Origin of the sequence: Pseudomonas sp. PDM01, assembly GCF_014852325.1 — a bacterium.
GTDB classification, from domain to species: Bacteria; Pseudomonadota; Gammaproteobacteria; order Pseudomonadales; family Pseudomonadaceae; genus Aquipseudomonas; species Aquipseudomonas migulae.
The window spans coordinates 183,806-206,698 of the sequence record NZ_JACVBK010000008.1 but is presented as its reverse complement, the minus strand read 5'-3'; the positions used below and the strand labels follow the sequence as shown (position 1 = coordinate 206,698).

Here is a 22,893-nt window from a genome sequence, read left to right as displayed (position 1 = left end):
CAAAAGCGCACATCGCCCCCTGTAGGAGCCGGCTTGCCGGCGAAAAACGTCCGAACAACGCGTTTATTCAGACAGCCCGCGTTATCGTTGACGTCCATCGCCAGCAAGCTGGCTCCTACAATTTTGAATCGTGTGAACCCAATCCCGTGTAGGAGCCGGCTTGCTGGCGATAGCGTCCGTCCAGTCAATAAATGCGTCGACTGACCCACTGCTATCGCCAGCAAGCCGGCTCCTACAGGGGAATGTGCAAACATCCAACACTGGTGCGGCCATCACAATGCGGGAGTGTGTACACGACCAAAGAGCCAGGTCGGCTTTCAGGCCGCCTCGGCGGCTGTGGCGGTAGTCGCCCCCTCGAGAGGCCGAGTGGAGGTTCTGCGCAGTGGGCAACCCGGCATGGATGCCGGGTTAGCCGCGCACGGCCAGGGATGGCCGATCGCGGCGGGCCCACGGAGCAGGACCGGAGCGAGGGCATGCCGAGCATTAGCGAGGCACCGAACGAAAGGGGCAAAAGCGCTTTGGTTACTTTCGCGCTTTTCGAAAGTGACTCGCTGTAAAAGCGAAACCAATAGAGGCCGTTACCGCAGCAACGGATATGTCCCCAGACAAAAAACCATAACCCCACTCCCACAAGAACAATAAAAAGCCCGCCAAGGCGCAAACCTTGGCGGGCTTTTTTGTACCCGGGCGGTTTAGAACGCGCCCATGTAATCGCGCTTGCCCACTTCCACACCGTTATGACGCAGCAATGCGTAAGCGGTAGTGACGTGGAAGAAGAACTGCGGCAGACCGTAGCTCAGCAAGTAAGCCTGGCCGCTGAAGCGCTTCTCTTTCGGCGTGCCCTGACGGGTGATGATCTCGATGCCTTCCTTGCCATTGATCTGCTCAGGCTTGATCTCGCCAATGTAAGCCAGAACCTTGGTCAGCAGCGCTTGCAGCTCGGCGAAGGTGGTTTCAGTGTCGTCGTACTTCGGCACTTCGATCTCGGCCAGACGCGAAGAAACACCCTTGGCGAAATCAACAGCGATCTGCACCTGACGCACCAGCGGGAACATGTCCGGGTACAGACGGGCTTGCAGGAAAGCGTTCGGATCAATGTTCTTGGCGGTGGCGTGGGCTTCTGCCTTGTTCAGAACGTCGCTCAGGGCGTTGAGCATTTGTTTGAAAACCGGAACGGAAGCGTCGTACAGGGAAATGGTCATGGCAGTCTCGTGTGGTGACAGGAGTGAAACGTGGGGTCGATTATAGCGATGCACGGTCCCAGGTGAAGCGATAGATATGGGCCGGCGGACCAGGATGGCAATTGCCGTTGTCGGCGTCGGCACCGACGATCGACCATTGCGCCCGGGAGGTTTCGCCCAACTCGCGGGCAGCCTGCGGATTGAAGCACTGACCGAGTTGTTCATCCGGCACCAACGCGTACGCCTGCGGATGTTCACGCAACCACTGCGCCGCCTGCTCGACCGTTGAACCGATCATTCCGAAATGCACGATCGGCTGCCTTGCGAACAACCAATGGCCCTCGCGCCAATTGACCAACACCAGGTCTGCGCCACGAGTCATGGTCGCCGCCTGCGCCATCAACGCCTCGTGGGGATTGGCGCCGTCCTTGACCGGCTCGATGAACCCTCGGGCGAACCACAGCGTGAACCAAACCACCGCCACCCCCTGAAAAATCCGCGAACCCAGTTGGCGTTGACGGAACCAGCGCCTGAGCAACCAAGGCACCAGCGGTGCAGCGACCAACACCAATCCCGGCAGCGCCGGATAAATGTACAACTTGCGCTTGCCGCTGCTCAGGCAGAAAAACAGCACCACCAGCACCACCCAACCCAGCAGCACCAACACGCGACCATCATGCTTGCGTAATTGCCGGCGCCAGGCGGGGATCAGCCACGGCAGCGCGAGCACCAGCGGCAACCAATATTGCGGAATGACGCTGACGAAGAAGTACCAGAACGGCTCCCGGTGATCCCAGGCGGCCGCATAACGCCCCGCCGTCTGGCGCAGCAGGATTTCCCGCACGTAGGCAATTTCCTCAGCACCGCCATTGAGAGCAATGGACAGCGCCAAGGGCAGCAGCCAGATACCCACGGCACCGAGCAGCACCACAACACCCAGGCACCATTTGCGCGCTTCGCCCGGCATCGCCACCACGCCGGACCAACCTTTGCGCACCGCGTAGGCATACGGGATCAGCATCAACGCCGGCACAAAGCCGACCCCTTTGGTGATCACGCCGATCCCCATCGCCGCGCAGCCCACGTAAAACCAGTGCCAGGCCGGCCCCAGCAGCAGGTGTCGGGCCAGACCGTACAGGCCCAGCGAGGTGAACAGAATCAGAAAACTGTCGATCTGGCCGGTGCGCAAAATGCTGTAGGTCTGATAGGTCGCCAGGTACAGCAGCGCGGCCGTCCGACCGGTTCGTTGGTTCCAAAGCCTGCGACCCAAGTCGTAGAGCATCGCCGTGACCGAGGTGGCAGACAGCAGCCCCGGAAGGTAAAGAGCAATGGCGGGCATCCCGGTGATCCAGGTGAAAAACGCCACGGTCCACATGAATATGGGTGGTTTATCGCCGTAAATCTCGGCAGCGCGATGGGGAATCAACCACGAACCGTTGTGCAGCATCTCCAGCGCCACGCCGAGGAAGCGCTCCTCGTCCACATTCTGCGGCTGGCGCAACCCGAGCCCTGCGCCGACCAGCAACAGAGCAAGCAGCATCAGCCCCAGGCATTCAACGCCGGGTGAAAGGGTTCGGCGCATGGGTCAGTCCTTCAAGGTTTTGCTGCGGGCAATCAATTGCAGGTTGCGCAAATAGACGATGGAACCGAACGCCTGGCCGATGATGAACACCGGGTCCTGTCGATAGATGGCGTACGCGAACAACAGCGCGCTGCCGATGATGCTCAGGTACCAGAAGCTCACCGGTATCACGCTGCGTTTTTTGTATTCGCTGTACAGCCACTGCAGGACAAAGCGCCCGGTGAAGGCGATCTGGCCGCTGAAACCGACCACCAGCCACAGGGTTTCGCGGGACAGATTCATCCTTCGATCTCCTGCGGCCGGGTGTTCAGGCGTGTGCGCCGGATCAGCCACCAGACGCCGATCAGGTCGAGAACCCCCACCAGCGCGCGGTCGATGTTGCCGTATTTTGAGACGCCGGCCGTGCGCGGTCGATGGTTGACCGGGTGGGTGAGCATGCGGCCGTTGTGGCGCTGGATCAGCGCGGGGATGAAGCGGTGCATGTGGTCGAAGTACGGCAAACGCAGGAACGCCGCGCGCTGGATCAGTTTCAACCCGCAGCCGGTGTCCGGCGTCTGATCCTTGAGCATGCGCCGGCGCAACCCGTTGGCAAACCGCGAAGCCCAGCGCTTGCTGGCAGTGTCGCGACGGTTGACCCGATGTCCGGCGACCAATTGCAGGTCGGCGGCTGCCGGCTCACGACGCACCAGCGCCAGCATGCCGGGGATGTCCGCAGGGTCGTTTTGCCCGTCACCATCAAGGGTTGCCAGCCATTGGCCACGGGCGGCGAGCGCGGCGTGATAGAGCGACGTGCTCTGCCCCAGCGAACGTTCATGTTGCAGGATGCGCAGCGTGTTCAGCCCGTTTTGCCGGGTCTGCCGCAACGCCTGCAACGTGGTGTCAGTGCTGCCATCGTCGACGACGATGACTTCATATGCTTCATCCGCCAGCGCGACGCGGATTTCTTCCAGCAGCGCGGTGAGATTGCTCGCTTCGTTCTTTGCCGGAATCAGCACGGATACAAATAAGTCCTGGCTCATGGAGGCCCCTGTTTTCCTGAATTTTTTATGTTCGAAGATCAACGCTTCAGCGCTGATAAAAGTGGCGATACCACTTCACGAATTGCCCGACGCCGGCCTCGACCGTCACGTGCGGACGAAAGTCGACCCACTGCGCCAATGCCGACACATCCGCCCAGGTCCTGTGCACATCGCCCGCCTGCATCGGCATCAAATTGCGCCGGGCAGGCCGGCCCAGCGCCGCCTCCAGGCATTCGACGAAATCCAGCAGCGCCACCGGCGTGCCGCGCCCGATGTTGAAAATCCGGTTGACGCCCTCCCCGGCGTTCTCCGGCAACGGCGGGCGTGGACGCAGGCGGACGATGCTTTCGACGATGTCGTCGATGTAGGTGAAATCCCGCGACATCAAGCCCTCGTTGTAGAGGTCGATGGGGCGATCGTTGAGGATCGCGTCGGTGAACTTGAACAGCGCCATGTCGGGGCGGCCCCAAGGTCCGTACACGGTAAAAAACCGCAGGCCGCTGGCCTGGAGCCCGTAGAGATGGCAGTAGCTGTGGGCCATCAGCTCATTGGCGCGCTTGCTTGCCGCGTACAGCGAAACCGGGTGATCGACGGCGTCTTCGACGCTGAATGGCAACTTGCTGTTGGTGCCATACACCGAACTGCTCGAGGCATAAATCAGATGATCCGGGCGATGGTGTCGGCAGGCCTCCAGCACATTCAAAAACCCTGTCAGGTTCGATTGCGCGTACACGTCCGGGTTGTCCAGCGAGTAGCGAACACCCGCCTGGGCCGCCAGATGGATGACATCTGTGAAGCGGTGATCCTTGAACAACGCCATCAAGGCAGGCTTGTCGACGATATCCAGCGTCTGGAAACGAAAGCCCGACAAGGCTCTCAGTTCCTTGAGCCGAGCGTGTTTGAGCGCCACGCTGTAGTAGTCGTTGAGGTTATCAATGCCGACCACTTCAAGGCCTTGCTCACACAGGCGCTTGACCGTGTGAAAACCGATGAAACCCGCGGCGCCGGTGACCAGTACGGTCATGGCAGGTGCGCGCCGATCAGCGCATTATTGCCAGTCGATTCCAACGTCAGCGTCATGCCTTGCTCCCGGTTGCAGTCAGTAAGGCCAGTGACGTCGTCGATACGCTCTGACGCCGCGCCCGACAGGCGCGACCGTTATCGCGCGGCCATGCATACGGTGCCCGTCGAATTGTAAAAATCGCGTTATGGATTGATGTAGCTTTTATGACCATTGCCAGGGGACGCGACGAATTCAGTTGCCATTGGCGCCCGCCCATCTAAAGTGCATGCCAGCTGAAGAAGAATATGAACCGGGTAAGGACGCAGCATCATGAGCATTGAGCAAGAAACAACCTTCGACGAGCCACGGCTCAACAGCACAGAAATCCGCATTCTGGGTTCGCTGATCGAGAAACAGGCCACCAGCCCGGAAACCTATCCGCTGACCCTCAATGCCCTGGTGATTGCCTGCAACCAGAAAACCAGCCGCGAACCGGTGATGAACCTCACCCAGGGCCAGGTCGGCCAGAGCCTGCGCGCCCTCGAAGGTCGCGGCTTTGCCAAACTGGTGATGGGCAGTCGTGCCGACCGCTGGGAGCACAAGGTCGACAAGGCACTGGAACTGGTGCCGGCACAGGTGATTCTGACGGGACTGCTGTTTTTGCGTGGTCCGCAGACGGTCAACGAACTGCTGACCCGCAGCGGCCGCATGCATGAGTTCGAAGATGCCGAGCAGGTTGTGCATCAGCTTGAACGGTTGATTGCGCGCGGTCTGGCGCTACTGATTCCGCGCCAGGCGGGGCAGCGTGAAGATCGCTACATGCATGCGCTGGGTGATCCGGCGGACATCGAAGCGATCCTCGCAGCGCGACAGAATCCGGTGGAGCGTGGTGGCGGCAGCGGCGTGTCGGTAGAACGCATCGAAGAGCTCGAAGCGCGGATTGCTGCGCTGGAAGAGCGCCTGGCACGCCTCGAGTAACCGCCACGATCTCCTGTAGGAGCGAGGCTTGCCCGCGAAGGCGATTTCCAATTCGACACAATGTTGGACGTTGAATTGCTTTCGCGGGCAAGTCGGATCGCCGCATCGCTCGCTCCCACAAAGGAAGTGCTACTCGCCGTCCCAGTAATCCACGCCGTCGGCCTGTCTGGCGATGGCAACGAAGCCCGAGGCATTACCCTCGGCATCGACCTTGAAGTCGTCCATCACCGCGTACTTGCCGGAGTCCGGGTATTCGCAGATTTCCGGCGATTGCTGGGTGCTGACCGCCAAATAGCGCAGTTCAGCCTTGCTGGTGTTGATGATCTGGTGCGCCGCTTCCGGACCGCCCGGCGGGCAGGCGATCACGTCACCGGCGCGGATCGGAAAACGCTCGGCGCCAAGACGAATCTCCCCTTCCCCCGCGACGACGTAGAACATCTCCTCGTTGACCCGATGACTGTGAAACGGGCTGCCGCGCATGCCCGGTTCCAGCACGTACAAGCGATAACCGAGCTTTTGCGCACCCAGTTGCTGACCGACGCGAGCCATCCGCTGTTGATAGCGGCCGGCGGTTTCACCGGTGGGCGCGAGGGCTTCGGGCAGCGGTTCGAGTTCGACCTGATGCAGGTTGAGGATGGGGGGATGCATGGGAAACCTCGGGCACGGTTTGATGGGGTGGCAAGTCTTGTTTTGCTGGGGAGCAGTATAGGAAATTTGCTGCGACTGACTGGATACCGAGTCGCAGCCATCGCGAGCGGGCTCGCTCCCACATTTGATCGCATTTCTACTGGAAGCACTCGGTCGAATGTGGGAGCGAGCCCGCTCGCGATGAGGCCAGTACTGCCAACAAATAGCGGAAGGCCTCAACTGCGGGCGAATTCCACCGCCTTCTGAAACTGCTCCTGCGTCGGACGCACGCCGGTGTACAACACGAACTGCTCCAGCGCCTGGATCGCGATCACTTCCAGTCCGGTGATCACCCGCTTGCCTTCGGCACGTCCCCGCACGATCAGCGGTGTTTCCGAGGGGATCGCCACCACATCGAAGACAGTCTCCGCTGCTGCGATGGTTTGCGCATCAAACGCCAGGTGATCGGCCTCAGGCCCGCCGGTCATGCCGATCGGTGTCACGTTGATCAACATTTGCGGGCGCCGGCTGCCCAGTTCGGCTTGCCATTCATAACCCAGCGATTCGGCCAGGGCACGTCCGGCGTGCTCGTTGCGGGCCACAATCAGGCCGTTCTGGTAGCCACCATCGCGCAATGCACTGGCCACCGCCTTGGCCATGCCGCCGCTGCCGCGCAGGGCAAAAGTCGACGCCTTGGGCACCTGGTGGGTTTCCAGCAACTGATCGATGGCGATGTAATCGGTGTTGTAAGCCTTGAGGTGGCCGTCCGTATTGACGATGGTGTTGATCGATTGAATCGCGGCAGCCGATGCGTCCAGTTCATCGACCAGCGCAATGCTGGCTTCCTTGAACGGCATCGACACGCCGCAGCCGCGAATCCCCAGGGCGCGGATGCCTGCGACGGCACCGGTCAGGTCCTGGCTGCGGAACGCCTTGTAGTAGAAATTCAGGCCAAGTTGTTCGTACAGATGATTGTGAAATCGCAGGCCAAAGTTCCCGGGGCGGCCCGACAGGGACATGCACAACTGGGTGTCTTTGTTGGGGTTCATCTGCATGAAAAATCTCCTTCAATTGCACTTTCAGATGGACGGGATTAGCCATGCCATCGCGTTCTGATCGATCATATCCGCGTACCTGCTCGTGGCAGCGAAGTTGGTAAGGAAGCCGGTACAGACCTTACACAAAATTTACCCAACGGCTGTGCTGATTTTCAGAAATACGCTGTCTTAGAAGTATCCCCGCGACAATCCTTGGGTCTATTGCAGACGCAAGCGCCGGGTCGATGAACCGAGGAACTATCATGATCCGTAAAATCCCCACAGTTGCCTTGCTGATCGGTGCTCTTGCTATCGCAGGGCAGGCAGAAGCGCATGGCGGTGGCGGGTGGCAAGGTCCAGCGGTATTTGGTGCGATCGTTGGCTCGGCCATCGTCGGTTCGGCCATCATCAATAGCGGCCGGCCGGTTTATGTGCAGCAACCGGTTTACGTGCAGCCACAGCCGGTTTACGTACAGCAGCCGCCACCGGTTTATTACCAGCCGGCACCGGTTTATGTGCAACAACCGGGTTATTACGGCCCGCCGCCGGTCTACTACGGTCCTCCCCGTGGTTATTACGGCCCGCCGCGTGGCTATTACGGGCCTGCGCATGGTTATGGCCGCTGGTAACAGGCTCGGGCGCTAACCGCGGGTTTTGACTGCGTTTATATCCATTATTTGGTGATGGCGGCTGGCGGTTTCGCCCTTACGGCGAGTCACTTGGAGAAGCGCCAAGTAACCAAGCGCTCTTGCCCCTTTCGTTCGGTGCCTCGCCTAGGCTCGGCATGCCCTCGCTCCGGTCCTGCTCCGTGGGCCCGCCGCGATCGGCCATCCTTGGCCGTGCGCGGCTAACCCGGCATCCTTGCCGGGTTGCCCACTGCGCAGAACCTCCACTCGGCCTCTCGAGGGGGCGCTCAGATCAAAAGCGGAAGGCGAGCTAACGCTCGGCCTGATGAGTGGTGAAAATCTAAAGCGTACGCGATCCCTGTAGGAGCCGGCTTGCCGGCGAAAAACGCCCGGAGACCGCGTTCATTCAGACAGCCCGCGTTATCGTTGACGTCCATCGCCAGCAAGCTGGCTCCTACAATTTTGAATCGTGTGAACCCAATCCCCGTGTAGGAGCCGACTTGCTGGCGATAGCGGTGGGTCAGTCAACGTATGTATTGGCTGGACGGACGCCATCGCCAGCAAGCCGGCTCCTACAGGGGATCGGTGTACATATCCGGAATGAGGGAACGCGCGCACCAAAGAGCCAGGTCGGCTTTCAGGCCGCCTCGGCGGCTGTGGCGGTAGTCGCCCCCTCGAGAGGCCGAGTGGAGGTTCTGCGCAGTGGGCAACCCGGCAAGGATGCCGGGTTAGCCGCCCCCGGCCATGGATGGCCGATGGCGGCGGGCCCACGGAGCAGGACCGGAGCGAGGGCATGCCGAGCATTAGCGAGGCACCGAACGAAAGGGGCAAAAGCGCTTTGGTTACTTTCCGCCGGGCCGCGCAGGCTTTTCGAAAGTGACTCGCCGTAAGGGCGAAACCAATAGCCGCCATCACCGCAGCAACGGATATACCCCCACCCAATCCCAAAAACCTCCTCAACATCACACTCGAACAGCAGTTTTAAGGCCCCACCCGTCGGCAAAAGTCTGGATAAATCGCATCAAGGTCGCTATCGGGACAGTGCTGACGGTTTAAGTTGGCAAGATTGACTCACCCACCCTCACCCCCGCCTTGGGGGAACACGGTCATATTTATGTCATGTCAGGTCCGCAAGCTCGGACCTGTCCGCCAACAACAGGTTGATAACAACAAGGACGACCACATGCCCACACAAAACCCGCACCGTAACCTCGGTTTGTGCACCTCCAGCAAGGTCTACAACGCCCTGACCGAACTCAAGCACCTGGAAGGTCATCGCAGCGCCAAATTTCTTTCGCTACTGGCCGAAAACCTGGTGCGAAAAGGCCTGCTCAACGAACAGGAAGTGGTCCACATGCTGGACCTGGTGGTCGACTGACCGACAGACGGTCGTTTGCACCCGCTGCCGTCAATGTCGACTATCGAAAGCGATGATTGTTCGTTCGCGCAGCAGACCCGTAAGGTAGCTCCATAGATTGATGGAGGTACTTATGTCCCAGGTTCAAATCATGTCCGTTATTGGCAGCGCCGTTCCCGCCTCGCTCAGAGAGCTAGGATTGCTCGCCTGTTGGTATCTGGTCCAGGACGGTGAACAAATCAGCGGTCCGCTCCCATCGCTGACCGCCGCCAAGGCACTGTCACAGAGCTTCGACGCCGGCCGACTCAGCGCTTAAGGCAACTGCACCCGCGGTTTGGTTTCCATGAAAATCGCCCAGCTCGACATAAACAGCGCGGCGATCAACGGTCCGATGACAAAGCCATTGAGCCCGAAAATCGCCAGGCCGCCGAGGGTCGAGATGAGGATCAGATAGTCCGGCATCTTCGTGTCCTTGCCCACCAGGATCGGGCGCAGCACGTTGTCCACCAGGCCAATCACGAACACCCCGAACAGCCCCAGCACCACGCCCTGCCAGATCGCCCCGCTGAACAGGAAAAACGCCGCCACCGGCGCCCAGACAATCCCTGCACCGACCGCCGGCAACAGCGACAGAAACGCCATCAACACCGCCCAGAGCAACGAGCTCGGGATGTCCAGAAACCAGAAAATAAAACCGCCCAATGCGCCTTGAGTGATCGCCACAAAAAGGTTGCCCTTCACCGTGGCACGCACCACGCGGTTGAACTTGAGCTGCAAACGGCGTTTCTGGTGTTCTTCCAGCGGCACGGCGGCGCGCACTTTGCGCGCCAGTTCTGCTCCGTCGCGCAAAAAGAAGAACAACAGGTACAGCATGATGAAAAAACCCACCACGAAATCAAACGTACCCTGACCGAAACTGAAGGCTTTGTTGGCGATGAACTCATTGCCCGTCACCGCACTCTTGATGATTTTCTCCCGCAGCCCCTCCAGCTCACCGATCCCGGCGCGATCGAGCAAGTGCTGGAAGTACGGAGGCAGGCTGTGTTTGAAATGCGTGATGTACCCCGCGATGTCCAGCTCGCCGCTTTCGATGCTCTTGTAAAGCGCCGCCCCTTCCTGGACCAGCAGAATACTGAGGATGATCACCGGCAGGATCGCAATGACCATGCAGATGCTCAACGTCAGCATTGACGTCAGGTTGCGCTCCCAGCCGAACTTCAGTTGCAGTCGCCGCTGCAACGGCGCGAAGAGAATGCCGAGGATCACCGCCCAGAACACCGCGCCGTAGAACGGCAGCAAAATCCAGATAAACGCGGCGGTCACCAACCCCAGCAAAATCACCAGTGATTTGTCTTGTACCTTCTCTTCGTTCATGTCCGATCCATGTCAGTCCGCAGGGCACAGGCCCTTGTACCAAGAGCCGTCCTGATGCTTAGTCCGCCACGGTTCGCGCGAGTGCCATCCGTTTGTTCATCAAGCATAGATCCAGATCAATGAATGCCACGGGCATGCCGATTATCCTCGCCGGCTTTTGCGATCGACCCGCCCATGACCCTTTTCACACCTGAGCTGCTCGCCCCCGCCGGCACCCTGAAAAACATGCGTTATGCCTTCGCCTATGGCGCCGACGCGGTGTACGCCGGTCAGCCTCGCTACAGCCTGCGGGTGCGCAACAACGAATTCGATCACGCCAACCTCGCGCTCGGCATTCGCGAGGCCCAGGCCCAGGGCAAGCGCTTTTACGTGGTGGTAAACATCGCCCCGCACAACGCCAAACTCAAAACCTTCCTCAAGGACCTGGAGCCGGTGATTGCCATGGCACCGGACGCGCTGATCATGTCCGACCCGGGCCTGATCATGCTGGTGCGTCGGCACTTTCCGCAGATGCCGATCCACCTGTCGGTGCAAGCCAACACGGTCAACTGGGCGAGTGTCGAGTTCTGGCAACAACAAGGCTTGAGCCGGATCATCCTGTCGCGGGAACTGTCCCTGGAAGAAATCGCCGAAATCCGCCAGCAAGTGCCCGCCATGGAACTGGAAGTGTTCGTCCACGGCGCGTTGTGCATGGCCTATTCCGGCCGCTGCCTGCTGTCGGGCTACATGAACAAACGCGATGCCAATCAGGGCAGTTGCACCAATGCCTGTCGCTGGAAGTACTCGGCGCAAGAAGCCACGGAAAATCTGCTCGGCGACATCGTGCAGACCTTCCAGCCCGAACCGACGCTGGGGATCGGCGCGCCCACCGATCAAGTGTTCCTGTTGCAGGAAGCCAACCGCCCCGACGAACTGATGCCGGCCTTCGAAGACGAACACGGCACCTACATCATGAACGCCAAGGACCTGCGCGCCGTGCAGCACGTCGAGCGCCTGACGCAGATGGGCGTGCATTCGCTGAAAATCGAAGGCCGGACCAAATCTCACTTTTACTGCGCGCGCACCACTCAGGTTTACCGCCGGGCGATCGACGATGCGGTGGCCGGTCGCGACTTCGACCGGGGCCTGATGACCGATCTGGAATCCCTCGCCCAGCGCGGTTACACCGAAGGTTTTCTGCGGCGTCACGTGCATGACGAATATCAGAATTATCAGAACGGCAGTTCGGTGTCAGAGCGGCAGCAATTTGTCGGTGAATTGACCGGCGAGCGGCGCGACCGGCTGGCGGAAGTCAAAGTGAAGAACCGTTTTGGCCTGGGCGATCACATGGAACTGATGACGCCCAAGGGCAACTTCCACTTCGATTTGCATCAGTTGCAGAACGTCAAAGGCCAACCCATCGATGTGGCGCCGGGGGATGGGCACACCGTGTACCTGCCGATTCCGGATGCGGTGGATTTGCGCTTCGGGTTGTTGATGCGGGATGTGCGCGAGATGTGATCTTCCAACCAATCCGCGAATCACCGCTATCTCGGGAAACGCCGCGCCCTCTGTAGGAGCCGGCTTGCTGGCGATCCAGGCGACGCGGTCTGTCAAATGAACGCGTCGCACGCATCGCCAGCAAGCCGGCTCCTACAGGGGGGCGCGGTGTTCTTACGTGAACTCCTCGCGCAACATCGCCACAAACGCTTCTCGCGCCGGGTGAACCCCGGCGTTTTCATGCCAGTAAAACAGGTTGTCGATGGCGGTCAGTTCAGGGAACTCATACCCCGCGCACCCCGCGCCTTTGGCGTACTGATCGAACACCCCTTTGGGCACCAGCGCGACCCCCGCCCCCGCACTGACGCACCCGACAATCGCGCCGTAACTCGCCAGGCTGACAATCGGCAGCGCCTGCCCCTGGCGCAACAACCAATGTTCCAGCGCCGCACGGTAAGGACACCCCTGGGGCCACATGAACACGGTCTTGTCCTGCAAATCGGCGATCTCGCGCACCGGTCCCAACGACGTCGAGGCAATCAGCAGCAGCTCCTCGCGGTACATCGGCGTGCGCTTGAGTTGTGAGCGCTCGACATCCACCGCGACGATTGCGCCGTCGAGCCGGTGGTTGGCGGTGTCATCGAGCAATTGGCCCCACGTGCCGGTGGTCAGCTCCAGCGCCACCGCCGGATAGCGCTTGTGGAACTTGGCGAGCAAACGCGGCAAGCGACCGGTGGCCGACGATTCGATGGCGCCGATGCGCAACGGGCCGGACGGTTCGGCGGCGGGGTCGACCGCCCGCTTGGCCTCAGCCGTCATGGCAAGAATCTTCGAGGCGTAGGCCAGAAAAGTCTGCCCCGACGGACTGATGCGCAACCCTCTGCCTTCGCGGATAAACAACGCGACGCCCAACTCCGCTTCCAGCGACTTGATCCGTGCCGTGATGTTCGACGGCACGCAATGCAACAGCTCGGCCGCCCGGGCGATGCTGCCGACGTCGGCCACGGTTTTGAACATGCGAATCTGTGCCAGCTCCATACATCACCCAAAGTGAACGGTCAGCGCAGTATAAGTCAGTTGTGGCGAACGGTCCGCGTTCTGATACTCGAAGCATCTGCCCACAGGTGCCCGACCATGCAAGCGCTCTCAACCGCCACCCCCCCCCTCAAAATCATCCTGGCCATGGCCTTCGTCGTCGCGTGCTGGGGCTATTCCCCGACCGGAATTCACATCGGCTTGCAAGCCTATGATCCCGGGCATCTGGCATTGCTGCGGTTTCTGCTGGCGTCGGTGTTCATGGCGCTGGTTGCGGTGTTCAAAGGCATCAGCCTGCCGACCCTTCGCGATTTGCCGCTGCTGTTCGGCCTCGGCTTTTTTGCGGTGAGCCTGCATCACGTGGCGATCAATTTTGGTCAGCAAGGGGTCAGCGCCGGTGCGTCCAGCGTGCTCGCGCAATCGACGCCCTTGTTCAGCACGCTGCTGGCGCGCTTCGTGTTCAAAGACCAGGTGAGCGCGTGGCGCTGGGGCTGTGTTTTTCTGGGATTGATCGGTGTGGTGATTGTGGTGGCGGGCGATCGCGGACTGGGCAGCATCGACGCCCATGGCCTGTTGATTCTGCTGGCGGCGGTGTCCTGGAGTTTCTACTTCGCGTTGCAGAAACATCACTCCGGGCGTTACGACGGGCTGACACTGGTCTGCTACACGGTGTGGTCGGGGACCGCGTTGTTACTGGTTTATCTGCCGGGGTTGGCGGCACAAGTGGTCAACGCGCCGATGCAGGTGCAACTGGCAGTGCTGACGCTGGGCATTTTTCCGAGCGCGCTCGCCTACCTGGCCTGGGCATTTGTGTTGACTCACGTTGATTTGAGCCGGGCGACGATGACGCTGTATCTGGTGCCGCCGACGGCCATGGCGATTGCCTCGTTTGGCTTGGGGGAACGGCCGACGGTGATGATCGTTGTCGGGGGGACGGTGGTGTTGGTCAGTGTGTTGGCGTTGAATCTGGAGCGGCGGTTGGTGGCGATTCGGGTGGCGGGTGTTTGATGGGTGTTTTGTGGTGATGGGGCTGGCGCCTTCGCCGGCAAGCCGGCTCCCACAGGGGATCGCGGTTCGGTTCTGCGCCAGCCGGATTCCGCGAAGGCGGTTAATCGCGATCCGCCAGAAACCGGTCCCGGCTGTTGGTCAGGTGCAGCCACATTGCCGCCCGCGCCGCGTCCGCATCCTGACGCTTGATCGCGTTGAGAATCGCCTCGTGTTCCAGATTGGCCAACTGCCCCAGCTTGCTCAAATCCGCCGCGCCACGTTCAGCCGCATTGACGCGGGTGCGGGGGATCATCGCGCTGCCCAGGTGCTGCATGATTTCCGTGAAGCAGACATTGCCGGTGGCCTCGGCGATCAGCAGATGGAAACGCCTGTCGGCTTCGACGCAGCTGTCGTTATTGGCGAGCAGGCTTTGATAATCGTCCAGCGCTTCGCGCATCTGTGCCAATTGCGGGTCCGTGCGCCGAATCGCCGCCAGTGCGGCGGCCTGGGTTTCGAGGCCCAGGCGCAACTCCAGAATGCTGCGCACGCCCAGCGCGGTATCGACATTCAGTCGTAGCCCCTGCTCCGGTGCGCGCTCGATGACGAACGTGCCGATGCCGTGCCGGGTTTCCACCAGCCCCGACGCCTGCAACTTCGAGATCGCCTCGCGCACCACGGTGCGACTGACCCCGTGCTCCTGAACGATGCTGTTCTCCGACGGCAGCTTGTCCCCCGGCAGCATCTGGCCGAGCAGGATGCTCTGGGTCAGTTTCGCGACCAGGTCATGGGCCAGGTTGTGAGTGCGCTTGCGGGCAGGCGCGTCGAGGTCATCTTGCATGGCAATCATCCGAAAGCAGGGCTAAGCGGATCGTAGCACTGCGGTCGAACGGTTTCTCAAGAAAACCGCATCGAACTTGTATGACAACACTCAACAAAACAGACATCCAAGACAAAAACCAAGCGTACAAACGCCCCTAAACTGAATAAAAAATGACCTTAACCATACTATTTTGTTGAGCATTACCTCTTGCAGGATAAAAAAATGTAGTTGTATGATGTCTAGCAACAACGCCACACCTGCAACACCCCGCATAAAAATAATCAGTGGGAGAAAACCAAGTGAATACATCCGTATCCGGGATGCACGACGGTGCCGATTCGGTCCTGAAGTCCGCCATCTCGAAAGTGAAACGCCACGTTCTGCCGCTGTTCGTCATCATGTTCATCGTCAACTACATCGACCGCGTGAACATCGGCTTCGTCCGAGCCCACATGGAACATGACCTGGGCATTGGCGCTGCCGCCTACGGCCTCGGTGCCGGCCTGTTCTTCATCGGCTACGCGCTGTTCGAAGTCCCCTCCAACATCCTCCTGCAAAAAGTCGGCGCACGAATCTGGCTGACCCGCATCATGCTGACCTGGGGCCTGGTGGCCGCCTGCATGGCGTTCATCCAGAACGAAACCCACTTCTACATCCTGCGATTCCTGCTGGGCGTGGCTGAGGCCGGCTTCTTCCCCGGGGTGATTTATTACTTCACGCGCTGGCTGCCCGGAGTAGAACGCGGCAAGGCCATCGCGATCTTCCTCAGCGGCTCGGCCATTGCCTCGCTGATCTCCGGCCCGTTGTCCGGCCTGCTCCTGCAAATCAGCGGCTTCGGCATGCACGGCTGGCAATGGATGTATTTCATTGAAGGCATGTTCTCGGTCGGGCTGTGCGTATTCGTCTGGTTCTGGCTCGACTCCAAACCCCACGACGCCAAATGGCTGAGCCGCGATGAGCAAGACGCGCTGGTCAAAGCCATCGATGACGAGCAACTGGCCCGCGAAGCCGCGACGCCGATCAAACCGTCGCTGAGCACGCTGCTCAAGGATCGCCAGATCATCCTGTTCTGCCTGATCTACTTCTTCATCCAGCTGACCATTTATGCCGCGACCTTCTGGCTGCCGAGCATCATCAAGAAGATGGGCGACCTCAGCGACGTTCAGGTCGGGCTGTTCAACTCGATCCCGTGGTTGCTGTCGATTGTCGGCATGTACGCCTTCGCATCGCTCTCGACGAAATGGAAACACCAGCAAGCCTGGGTCGCCGCTGCCCTGCTGATCGCTGCGGCGGGGATGTTCATGTCCACCACCGGCGGGCCGGTCTTCGCTTTCGTGGCGATCTGCTTCGCGGCACTGGGGTTCAAATCGGCTTCTTCACTGTTCTGGCCAATTCCCCAGGCGTACCTGGATGCACGGATCGCCGCCGGCGTGATCGCGCTGATCAACTCGGTGGGCAACCTCGGCGGCTTCGTCGCGCCGACCACTTTCGGCCTGCTGGAACAACACACCGGCTCGATTCAGGGCGGCCTTTACGGGTTGGCCGCGACCTCGATCATCGCCGCGGTCATCGTCTTCGCTGCACGCAACACACCGAAAACCGCACCGGCCGTTGCGCTGGGCAAACCAACGCCCAACCACGCCTGATCGCTGCTATTTAAGGACAAGAACATGAACCAACAAGACACTGCAAAAGCCCCGATCATCACCAGCATGCAAGTGGTTCCGGTGGCCGGTCACGATGGCATGCTGCTCAACCTGAGCGGCGCCCATGGCCCGTTTTTCACCCGCAACATCGTGATCCTCAAGGACAACGCCGGGCACACCGGCGTCGGTGAAGTGCCGGGCGGCGAGCGCATTCGCCAGACTCTGGAAGATGCGCGCAGCCTGGTGGTCGGCAGCCCGATCGGCACCTATCAGAGAATTCTCAACCAGGTGCGCCAGACCTTCGCCGACCGCGATGCCGGTGGGCGCGGCTTGCAGACGTTCGACCTGCGCATCACCATTCACGCGGTGACTGGCCTGGAAGCGGCGCTGCTCGATTTGCTCGGCCAGCACCTGGACGTGCCCGTCGCAGCGCTGCTCGGCGAAGGCCAGCAACGCGATGAAGTGAAGATGCTCGGTTATCTGTTTTATGTCGGTGATCGCAACGCTACCGATCTGGCTTATCGCAGCGAACCGGACGCCGACAACGACTGGTTCCGCGTACGCCACGAGAAAGCCATGACCGCCGACGCCGTGGTGCGCCTGGCAGAAGCCGCCCACGCCCGCTACGGGTTCAAGGACTTCAAGCTCAAGGGCGGCGTGCTGAGTGGCGACGAAGAAATCGAAGCGGTCACCGCGCTGGCCGAACGCTTTCCCGACGCGCGCATCACCCTTGATCCGAATGGCGCCTGGTCGCTGAAAGAAGCGATCCGTTTGTGCCGCGATCAGCATCACGTCCTCGCTTATGCCGAAGACCCGTGCGGTGCGGAAAACGGTTATTCAGGCCGGGAAGTCATGGCCGAATTCCGCCGTGCCACCGGCCTGAAAACCGCGACCAACATGATCGCCACCGACTGGCGGGAAATGGGCCACGCGATCCAGTTGCAATCGGTGGACATCCCGCTGGCCGACCCGCACTTCTGGACGATGCAGGGTTCGGTTCGTGTGGCGCAGATGTGCCACGAATGGGGCCTGACATGGGGCTCGCACTCCAACAACCACTTCGATATTTCCCTGGCGATGTTCACCCACGTCGCAGCCGCCGCACCGGGTGAAATCACCGCCATCGACACCCACTGGATCTGGCAGGACGGCCAGCGCCTGACCAAAGCGCCGCTGCAAATCGTCGACGGTTGCGTGCAAGTGCCGAAGAAACCGGGGCTCGGGGTTGAGCTGGACATGGATCAACTGGCCAAGGCCCATGAGCTGTACAAAGGCATGGGGCTGGGTGCGCGGGATGACAGCGTGGCGATGCAGTTTCTGATTCCGGGATGGAAATTCGATAACAAGCGGCCGAGCCTGGTGCGCTAAAACCCTGGAGAACACCGCATACCCCTGTAGGAGCAGAGCTTGCTCGCGAAGGCGGCGGCAGATCTTGCATCGACGTGACTGAGAGACCGCCTTCGCGAGCAAGCTCTGCTCCTACAGGGGTATGCGGTGTTCAATCGTTCATCTGCGCAGCCTGCAACAACCACCCTTTGAACGCCGCCATCGCCGATGTTTCGGGCCGCGACTGCAAGCGGGTCAGCCAGTAGCTGCCGGTGGTGATGCCGATGGCGAACGGTTGCTCGATGACTCCCGCCGCCAGTTGCCGGGCGAACATCAACGGCGGCGCCAAGGCCACACCCGCACCTTGCAACGCCGCCTCCATCATCGCCAGCGAGGAATCAAAGACGATGCTGCGAGGCGGCGCGGCATGGGCAGGCAGGCCGGTAGCCTGAAACCATTCGGGCCACTCATCCGTGCGATAGGAACGCAACAGCGTTTGCTGCAACAGATCGTCCGGCGCGTGCAGTTGCCGGGCAATCTCGGGCACGCACAACACCGACAACGGTGCTTCGATCAACCTGACCGCTTCAATCCCGTGCCACGCTCCCGCGCCAAAGCGAATCGCGTAATCCAGCCCTTCAGCCGCAACGTCCACTCGATTGTTGTGGGTCGACAGGCGCAAATCTATGAACGGATGTTTCGCCTGAAAGTCCGCCAGTCGCGGCAATAGCCAGCCGACCGCAAACGTCCCCACTGCGCCCACCGTCAACACTTCACGAAAATGCCCGCCTTCGAAACGCTCCAGGGTTTCGGCGATTCGATCGAAGGACTCGCGCAGCACCGGCAACAAGGTCTCCCCCTCACTGGTCAGCATCAGCCCGCGTGGCAGGCGTTTGAACAGGGTGACGTTGAGTTGGGCTTCCAGGCTTTTGACCTGATGACTCACCGCGGCTTGCGTGACGCACAACTCCACCGCCGCCCGTGTAAAACTCAGATGACGCGCCGAGGCCTCGAAGTCGCGCAGTGCGTTGAGCGGTAATTGCGGGCGGATCATGCCAACTCCCAAATTTTTCTAATGGCTAAGCCGAGATATTGTCGTTTGTCGAAGCACGGCGAACTGAATAGATTTGGCACGCCCAGCGACGGCCCGATTCATAAACCGCTCGGAGTGTAGCGGGTTTAATCATCAAATCTCATGGACAGTGGCTCAATCATGCACAACTCAACATTCGGCAAGGTCTTATCCTGCAGCGCTTTCGGACTGCTCCTCAATGCAGGTTACTGCGTTGCCGGGAATCAGACGGACGCGCAGATCGAAGCCGCGGTGAATGCCGCGGTTGCCCCGGTCATGCAGCAACAGAACATTCCCGGCATGGCCGTCGCGATCACCGTGAATGGCAAGCAGCATTACTTTAACTACGGCGCGGCCTCGAAGGAAACCGGCACGCCTGTCACCGAAAGCACCCTGTTCGAGATTGGTTCGGTAAGCAAAACCTTCACCGCCACCCTCGCCGCCTACGCCCAGGCCAGCGGCAAACTGTCCCTGTCGGACAAGGCCAGCCATGTCCTGCCGGCATTGCGCGGCAGCGCGTTCGATCACGTCAGCGTGCTGCAACTGGGCACCTACACCGCCGGCGGCCTGCCGCTGCAATTCCCCGACAATGCCGATGCAGCCGACAAGATGCTCGGCTATTTCAAACAGTGGAAACCGGCTTATACCGCCGGCAGCCATCGACTGTATTCGAACCCGAGCCTGGGATTGTTCGGGTATCTGGCGGCCAACAGCATGGGCCAGCCGTTTGATGAGTTGATGGAAAAGACCGTGCTGCCCAAACTCGGGTTGCAGCACACCTACCTCAAGGTGCCGCAGGATCAGATGGCGCTTTACGCTCAGGGTTACACCAAGGAAGACAAACCGGTGCGGGTCGAGCCGGGCGCGCTGGACTCAGAAGCGTATGGCGTAAAAACCAGCGCTTCGGACCTGCTTCGCTACGTCGAGGCGAACATCAAACCGTCTGGCCTTGAAGCGCCGATGCAGCAAGCCATCGCCACGACGCATGCCGGTTACTACACGGTCGGCGACATGACCCAGGGGCTGGGCTGGGAGTTTTACCACTACCCGATCACCCTCGATAAATTGCTCGCCGGCAACTCGTCGCCGATGGCGATGGAAGCGCACAAAGTCCAGTGGCTGAACCCGCCGCAAGCTCAACCGGACAACGTGTTGATCAACAAGACCGGCTCCACCGGTGGCTTCGGTGCGTATGTGGCGTACGTGCCCTCGAAGGACATCGGCATCGTGATCCTGGCCAACAAAAACTACCCGAACCCGGAGCGAGTCAAAATCGCCCATGCAGTGTTGAGCACATTGACTCAATAACCTACGCCCCCCCCTGTAGGAGCGAGCCTGCTCGCGATTGCGGTGTGTCAGGCGAACGGGGTTTCGAATGTTACGCCCTCATCGCGAGCAAGCTTGCTCCTACAAGGATTGGCGCAGGCAAAAAAAAAAATGGGCGACCTGTTGAGGTCGCCCATTTTTGTTAGCGCGTGGCCATCTACGCCTTCAATCGTCAGGCATTTCCGGTGGCTTGGTCGGCTTCGCCGGTTTGCCCGGTTTCGCCCCCTTGGCGCCGTTAGGCGGTGCGGCCTCTGTGACGGGTGGCGGGGTTGGCACCGTGGCTTCTTTCTCGGTGGACGGCAACTGGTCGACCGTACTGAAAATCGTCTTCAGATCAACCGCGTCCGATTGCTCGAGTTTCTTTTCGCCGTCCTTGCCGACCAGAATCACCTTGGTCTTGGCCCCTGCCCCCAACTTGAGCGAACGGATCAAGGCTGCCGTGTCTTGTGGCCCGAGGTCTTTGCCTTCGCGCTGACCCATCAGGTTGAGGACGGTGTACAGAACCATGTTCCGGTCGGTGAATTCCTTGCGATTGGCCGGCTCATCCAGTGACTTTTTCAGGCTGACCCACGCCGGGTCGACCGTGCTTGGCGCGATGACAATCAGCGGCCGGGACCTGCCCTTGTCCATGTCCAGCGGTGAGTCGCCATCGGCGGCGAGCAAGGGGCCGGCGAAAGCCAGCAGGGTTGTCAGGGTCAATGACCTGATGAGCATGCGCATCTCCTTTTGATATCCACGCTCTAATGATTGCGCATCGCGGCGTTCGTTCCGGGGTCGCACCGCAATTGTGTTTCGCCTTGACCCAAGCTTAGGTCAGGGCGGTCATTGCGCAACAGGCTGAGCTAATCTCAAGACTCGATATACACCTGAACCGCCGTGAGGATCCCGCCATGAGCGCTCAGCTGAATCACACCATCGTCTGGTGCCGAAACAAACAGATATCCGCGTCGTTTCTGGTCGAGATTCTCGGCTTGCCCGCCCCCGAACCCTTCGGGCCGATGTTGATTGTGAAACTCGAAAACGGCGTGTCGCTGGACTACTACGACAATGACCCGCCGATTGCCTCTCAGCATTATGCGTTTCTGGTCAGCGACGACGATTTCGATGCGGCGTTCGCTCGCCTGCAAGCCAGGCAGCAAGCGTGGTGGGCTGATCCCTGCAAACAGCAGCCGCAACAGATCAACGATTATGGGGGTGGCAGGCGCGTGTATTTCGATGACCCGGACGGGCATCTGCTGGAGATTTTCACCCGGGAATGACAAACAATGCTGCCGGGCATCTTAAGGATCTTCTTGCACCACAAAGGACGTTAGCCGCCTTATCAGCGGTGTCGCAAGTAACACGAATGGCACAATGGTCATCCAGGCAACCAGCCAGGCTTTTAATCCATACGACAGTAACTGGCTGGCCGAAAGGCTTGAAGGGCTGGCTATGGCCGTAGCAATAGCGCAGGTGATTGCGGACTGGATCACCGCAGAAGTTCGCTGGCGAAATCGCCGATGGAGCTTGGGCATTTCCGGTACTCCCAGACGGCTGCGTCGCAAGTGGCGAGCAGCCGGCTTGCATGGACCTTACTTGGCTTGGAGCAATTCAACAGTCTGCGCAGTCGTCAACAGAGCGTTGGCGATGTAACGGAAGTTGATCAGCGCGGCCAGGTAACCGTCCCCTTCCGGGGTGGTCGGGCCGGCGGTAGCATCACGCACCACCGCCACCTCGAAACCTTGCTCCAGCAATTCACGCAGGTGCGACTCGACGCAAAGGTTGGCCGCCATACCCGCCAGAATAATTTGCGATACACCGTGCTTGCGCAGCTGCAGCGCCAAGTCATTGGTTTCCGGGCCGTAGACCTTGTGTGGCGAAGCGATGATGGTTTTGCCGTCGAGAATGTATGGCTTGAACTCGGGCATGAAGTCCGCACCGGAGTTCTCGAAACCGTCGAGGGTCAACGGGCCCTTGCGATCGAACATGCAGATGCTGTGCATGACCTTTTCCAGCGGCCCGCCGAATTTCCACTCGTGGTCGCACGGATAGTAGTAGTGCGGGGAGACAGCGACCGTGATGCCCGCACCTTTGGCGGCTGCGAACAACTGACCGAGGTGATTGACCACATCGTGCTCGACGATGCTCTTGCCAAACACATCCCAACTCACACCCTCAGGGCTGAGGAAGTCGATTTGGGGGTCGATGACGACCAGCGCAGTGCGGGAAAGGTCAATTTTCATACCTGGATTTGGCAGCGCAGGGCTGGCTGGATCTGCGTAATGTGCGAGGCGTGTTGTGTCGTTGCTCATGCCAATAGACTCCGATCGTGGGTAATAAAGTTGCTCTATGCCATGGCGCCCCTGCGGGCCGTTGCTTACCATCGGCGAGAACTTCATCCTATCCACACCTTCTGATCCGACTTTGTCAGCACGTACA

24 protein-coding genes are annotated in these 22,893 nt (G+C 60.2%); 10 read left to right on the top strand and 14 right to left on the bottom strand.

Features of this window, described 5'->3' with window-relative positions:
• Positions 1 to 692: 692 nt before the first annotated feature.
• From IB246_RS20815 to IB246_RS20795, 5 genes are read right to left on the bottom strand one after another with little or no spacing between them, the layout of a single operon-like run.
• On the bottom strand, positions 693 to 1,202 hold the full coding sequence (locus IB246_RS20815) for a DUF1993 family protein (RefSeq protein WP_008030762.1): 510 nt from the start codon (positions 1,200 to 1,202) through the stop codon (positions 693 to 695).
• A 40-nt stretch (positions 1,203 to 1,242) separates the two neighbouring features.
• Positions 1,243 to 2,763 (bottom strand): ArnT family glycosyltransferase, encoded by a 1,521-nt coding sequence (locus IB246_RS20810; RefSeq protein WP_008042807.1) that lies wholly within the window; start codon positions 2,761 to 2,763, stop codon positions 1,243 to 1,245.
• Between the two features lie 3 nt (positions 2,764 to 2,766).
• On the bottom strand, positions 2,767 to 3,045 hold the full coding sequence (locus tag IB246_RS20805) for a lipid-A-disaccharide synthase N-terminal domain-containing protein (RefSeq protein ID WP_008030764.1): 279 nt from the start codon (positions 3,043 to 3,045) through the stop codon (positions 2,767 to 2,769).
• A complete protein-coding gene (locus tag IB246_RS20800) occupies positions 3,042 to 3,782 on the bottom strand; it encodes a glycosyltransferase family 2 protein (protein ID WP_008042808.1) in 741 nt (246 codons plus the stop codon). Before IB246_RS20800 ends, IB246_RS20805 begins: the two co-directional genes overlap by 4 nt.
• A gap of 46 nt (positions 3,783 to 3,828) precedes the next feature.
• A complete protein-coding gene (locus tag IB246_RS20795; RefSeq protein WP_008042810.1) occupies positions 3,829 to 4,806 on the bottom strand; it encodes an NAD-dependent epimerase in 978 nt (325 codons plus the stop codon).
• A 309-nt stretch (positions 4,807 to 5,115) separates the two neighbouring features.
• Between IB246_RS20795 and IB246_RS20790 the strand changes: the two genes are divergently transcribed.
• The gene (locus tag IB246_RS20790; RefSeq protein WP_008030770.1) at positions 5,116 to 5,763 is read left to right on the top strand and encodes a YceH family protein; all 648 of its coding nucleotides are present in this window, start codon (positions 5,116 to 5,118) and stop codon (positions 5,761 to 5,763) included.
• 129 nt (positions 5,764 to 5,892) lie between these two features.
• On the opposite strand, the gene IB246_RS20785 is transcribed toward IB246_RS20790, so the two are convergent.
• Together IB246_RS20785 and IB246_RS20780 are read right to left on the bottom strand one after the other, a co-directional pair.
• Positions 5,893 to 6,411: a cupin domain-containing protein gene (locus tag IB246_RS20785; protein WP_008042813.1), complete on the bottom strand. Its 519-nt coding sequence runs from the start codon at positions 6,409 to 6,411 to the stop codon at positions 5,893 to 5,895.
• Between the two features lie 215 nt (positions 6,412 to 6,626).
• Positions 6,627 to 7,445 carry a shikimate 5-dehydrogenase gene (locus tag IB246_RS20780; RefSeq protein ID WP_008042815.1) on the bottom strand — a complete coding sequence of 273 codons (819 nt, stop codon included), beginning with the start codon at positions 7,443 to 7,445 and terminating at the stop codon, positions 6,627 to 6,629.
• A 245-nt stretch (positions 7,446 to 7,690) separates the two neighbouring features.
• Between IB246_RS20780 and IB246_RS20775 the strand changes: the two genes are divergently transcribed.
• The 3 genes from IB246_RS20775 to IB246_RS20765 all read left to right on the top strand — a co-directional run bounded on the left by IB246_RS20775 (position 7,691) and on the right by IB246_RS20765 (position 9,726).
• Positions 7,691 to 8,056, top strand: a complete 366-nt coding sequence (locus IB246_RS20775; RefSeq protein WP_008042817.1) for a hypothetical protein — start codon at positions 7,691 to 7,693, stop codon at positions 8,054 to 8,056.
• A gap of 1,180 nt (positions 8,057 to 9,236) precedes the next feature.
• Complete coding sequence (locus IB246_RS20770; protein WP_008033677.1) at positions 9,237 to 9,431, top strand: hypothetical protein; 195 nt, start codon at positions 9,237 to 9,239, stop codon at positions 9,429 to 9,431.
• A 112-nt stretch (positions 9,432 to 9,543) separates the two neighbouring features.
• Entirely contained in the window at positions 9,544 to 9,726 is a 183-nt protein-coding gene (locus IB246_RS20765) for a hypothetical protein (RefSeq protein WP_008033676.1), read from the top strand.
• On the opposite strand, the gene IB246_RS20760 is transcribed toward IB246_RS20765, so the two are convergent.
• Positions 9,723 to 10,784 (bottom strand): AI-2E family transporter, encoded by a 1,062-nt coding sequence (locus IB246_RS20760; RefSeq protein ID WP_008033675.1) that lies wholly within the window; start codon positions 10,782 to 10,784, stop codon positions 9,723 to 9,725. The two genes, IB246_RS20765 and IB246_RS20760, sit on opposite strands and share 4 nt — an antisense overlap.
• A gap of 174 nt (positions 10,785 to 10,958) precedes the next feature.
• Between IB246_RS20760 and yegQ the strand changes: the two genes are divergently transcribed.
• Positions 10,959 to 12,284: a tRNA 5-hydroxyuridine modification protein YegQ gene (yegQ, locus tag IB246_RS20755; RefSeq protein ID WP_008033673.1), complete on the top strand. Its 1,326-nt coding sequence runs from the start codon at positions 10,959 to 10,961 to the stop codon at positions 12,282 to 12,284.
• A 153-nt stretch (positions 12,285 to 12,437) separates the two neighbouring features.
• Here yegQ and IB246_RS20750 read toward each other — a convergent pair whose 3' ends face one another.
• Positions 12,438 to 13,301: a LysR substrate-binding domain-containing protein gene (locus tag IB246_RS20750; RefSeq protein WP_008033671.1), complete on the bottom strand. Its 864-nt coding sequence runs from the start codon at positions 13,299 to 13,301 to the stop codon at positions 12,438 to 12,440.
• 96 nt (positions 13,302 to 13,397) lie between these two features.
• Between IB246_RS20750 and IB246_RS20745 the strand changes: the two genes are divergently transcribed.
• Positions 13,398 to 14,306, top strand: a complete 909-nt coding sequence (locus IB246_RS20745) for a DMT family transporter (protein ID WP_008044640.1) — start codon at positions 13,398 to 13,400, stop codon at positions 14,304 to 14,306.
• Positions 14,307 to 14,406: 100 nt separating this feature from the next.
• Here IB246_RS20745 and IB246_RS20740 read toward each other — a convergent pair whose 3' ends face one another.
• Positions 14,407 to 15,123, bottom strand: coding sequence for a FadR/GntR family transcriptional regulator (locus IB246_RS20740; RefSeq protein WP_008033665.1), 717 nt, complete (start codon positions 15,121 to 15,123; stop codon positions 14,407 to 14,409).
• 281 nt (positions 15,124 to 15,404) lie between these two features.
• Between IB246_RS20740 and IB246_RS20735 the strand changes: the two genes are divergently transcribed.
• Together IB246_RS20735 and gudD are read left to right on the top strand one after the other, a co-directional pair.
• Positions 15,405 to 16,751 (top strand): MFS transporter, encoded by a 1,347-nt coding sequence (locus IB246_RS20735; RefSeq protein WP_008044642.1) that lies wholly within the window; start codon positions 15,405 to 15,407, stop codon positions 16,749 to 16,751.
• A 24-nt stretch (positions 16,752 to 16,775) separates the two neighbouring features.
• Complete coding sequence (gene gudD / locus IB246_RS20730) at positions 16,776 to 18,119, top strand: glucarate dehydratase (protein ID WP_008044644.1); 1,344 nt, start codon at positions 16,776 to 16,778, stop codon at positions 18,117 to 18,119.
• A gap of 130 nt (positions 18,120 to 18,249) precedes the next feature.
• On the opposite strand, the gene IB246_RS20725 is transcribed toward gudD, so the two are convergent.
• Entirely contained in the window at positions 18,250 to 19,131 is an 882-nt protein-coding gene (locus IB246_RS20725; RefSeq protein WP_008044083.1) for a LysR family transcriptional regulator, read from the bottom strand.
• 159 nt (positions 19,132 to 19,290) lie between these two features.
• Between IB246_RS20725 and ampC the strand changes: the two genes are divergently transcribed.
• The gene (gene ampC, locus IB246_RS20720) at positions 19,291 to 20,457 is read left to right on the top strand and encodes a class C beta-lactamase (RefSeq protein WP_008044082.1); all 1,167 of its coding nucleotides are present in this window, start codon (positions 19,291 to 19,293) and stop codon (positions 20,455 to 20,457) included.
• 183 nt (positions 20,458 to 20,640) lie between these two features.
• Here the strand turns inward: ampC and IB246_RS20715 are convergent, their stop codons facing one another.
• Complete coding sequence (locus IB246_RS20715; RefSeq protein ID WP_008044081.1) at positions 20,641 to 21,189, bottom strand: DUF4174 domain-containing protein; 549 nt, start codon at positions 21,187 to 21,189, stop codon at positions 20,641 to 20,643.
• A 176-nt stretch (positions 21,190 to 21,365) separates the two neighbouring features.
• Here IB246_RS20715 and IB246_RS20710 point away from each other — a divergent pair, with 176 nt between their 5' ends.
• Positions 21,366 to 21,734, top strand: a complete 369-nt coding sequence (locus tag IB246_RS20710) for a VOC family protein (RefSeq protein WP_008033652.1) — start codon at positions 21,366 to 21,368, stop codon at positions 21,732 to 21,734.
• 21 nt (positions 21,735 to 21,755) lie between these two features.
• On the opposite strand, the gene IB246_RS29120 is transcribed toward IB246_RS20710, so the two are convergent.
• On the bottom strand, positions 21,756 to 21,989 hold the full coding sequence (locus IB246_RS29120; RefSeq protein WP_081500232.1) for a DUF2798 domain-containing protein: 234 nt from the start codon (positions 21,987 to 21,989) through the stop codon (positions 21,756 to 21,758).
• Positions 21,990 to 22,046: 57 nt separating this feature from the next.
• A complete protein-coding gene (locus IB246_RS20700; RefSeq protein WP_008044080.1) occupies positions 22,047 to 22,766 on the bottom strand; it encodes a cysteine hydrolase in 720 nt (239 codons plus the stop codon).
• Positions 22,767 to 22,893 lie beyond the last annotated feature (127 nt).

Bases quoted from the DNA above. Each gene is read 5' to 3' on its own strand.
- IB246_RS20815 (WP_008030762.1), bottom strand. From the start codon at position 1,202: ATGACCATTTCCCTGTACGACGCTTCCGTTCCGGTTTTCAAACAAATG.
- IB246_RS20810 (WP_008042807.1), bottom strand. From the start codon at position 2,763: ATGCGCCGAACCCTTTCACCCGGCGTTGAATGCCTGGGGCTGATGCTG.
- IB246_RS20805 (WP_008030764.1), bottom strand. From the start codon at position 3,045: ATGAATCTGTCCCGCGAAACCCTGTGGCTGGTGGTCGGTTTCAGCGGC.
- IB246_RS20800 (WP_008042808.1), bottom strand. From the start codon at position 3,782: ATGAGCCAGGACTTATTTGTATCCGTGCTGATTCCGGCAAAGAACGAA.
- IB246_RS20795 (WP_008042810.1), bottom strand. From the start codon at position 4,806: ATGACCGTACTGGTCACCGGCGCCGCGGGTTTCATCGGTTTTCACACG.
- IB246_RS20790 (WP_008030770.1), top strand. From the start codon at position 5,116: ATGAGCATTGAGCAAGAAACAACCTTCGACGAGCCACGGCTCAACAGC.
- IB246_RS20785 (WP_008042813.1), bottom strand. From the start codon at position 6,411: ATGCATCCCCCCATCCTCAACCTGCATCAGGTCGAACTCGAACCGCTG.
- IB246_RS20780 (WP_008042815.1), bottom strand. From the start codon at position 7,445: ATGCAGATGAACCCCAACAAAGACACCCAGTTGTGCATGTCCCTGTCG.
- IB246_RS20775 (WP_008042817.1), top strand. From the start codon at position 7,691: ATGATCCGTAAAATCCCCACAGTTGCCTTGCTGATCGGTGCTCTTGCT.
- IB246_RS20770 (WP_008033677.1), top strand. From the start codon at position 9,237: ATGCCCACACAAAACCCGCACCGTAACCTCGGTTTGTGCACCTCCAGC.
- IB246_RS20765 (WP_008033676.1), top strand. From the start codon at position 9,544: ATGTCCCAGGTTCAAATCATGTCCGTTATTGGCAGCGCCGTTCCCGCC.
- IB246_RS20760 (WP_008033675.1), bottom strand. From the start codon at position 10,784: ATGAACGAAGAGAAGGTACAAGACAAATCACTGGTGATTTTGCTGGGG.
- yegQ (WP_008033673.1), top strand. From the start codon at position 10,959: ATGACCCTTTTCACACCTGAGCTGCTCGCCCCCGCCGGCACCCTGAAA.
- IB246_RS20750 (WP_008033671.1), bottom strand. From the start codon at position 13,301: ATGGAGCTGGCACAGATTCGCATGTTCAAAACCGTGGCCGACGTCGGC.
- IB246_RS20745 (WP_008044640.1), top strand. From the start codon at position 13,398: ATGCAAGCGCTCTCAACCGCCACCCCCCCCCTCAAAATCATCCTGGCC.
- IB246_RS20740 (WP_008033665.1), bottom strand. From the start codon at position 15,123: ATGCAAGATGACCTCGACGCGCCTGCCCGCAAGCGCACTCACAACCTG.
- gudD (WP_008044644.1), top strand. From the start codon at position 16,776: ATGAACCAACAAGACACTGCAAAAGCCCCGATCATCACCAGCATGCAA.
- IB246_RS20725 (WP_008044083.1), bottom strand. From the start codon at position 19,131: ATGATCCGCCCGCAATTACCGCTCAACGCACTGCGCGACTTCGAGGCC.
- ampC (WP_008044082.1), top strand. From the start codon at position 19,291: ATGCACAACTCAACATTCGGCAAGGTCTTATCCTGCAGCGCTTTCGGA.
- IB246_RS20715 (WP_008044081.1), bottom strand. From the start codon at position 21,189: ATGCTCATCAGGTCATTGACCCTGACAACCCTGCTGGCTTTCGCCGGC.
- IB246_RS20710 (WP_008033652.1), top strand. From the start codon at position 21,366: ATGAGCGCTCAGCTGAATCACACCATCGTCTGGTGCCGAAACAAACAG.
- IB246_RS29120 (WP_081500232.1), bottom strand. From the start codon at position 21,989: ATGCCCAAGCTCCATCGGCGATTTCGCCAGCGAACTTCTGCGGTGATC.
- IB246_RS20700 (WP_008044080.1), bottom strand. From the start codon at position 22,766: ATGAGCAACGACACAACACGCCTCGCACATTACGCAGATCCAGCCAGC.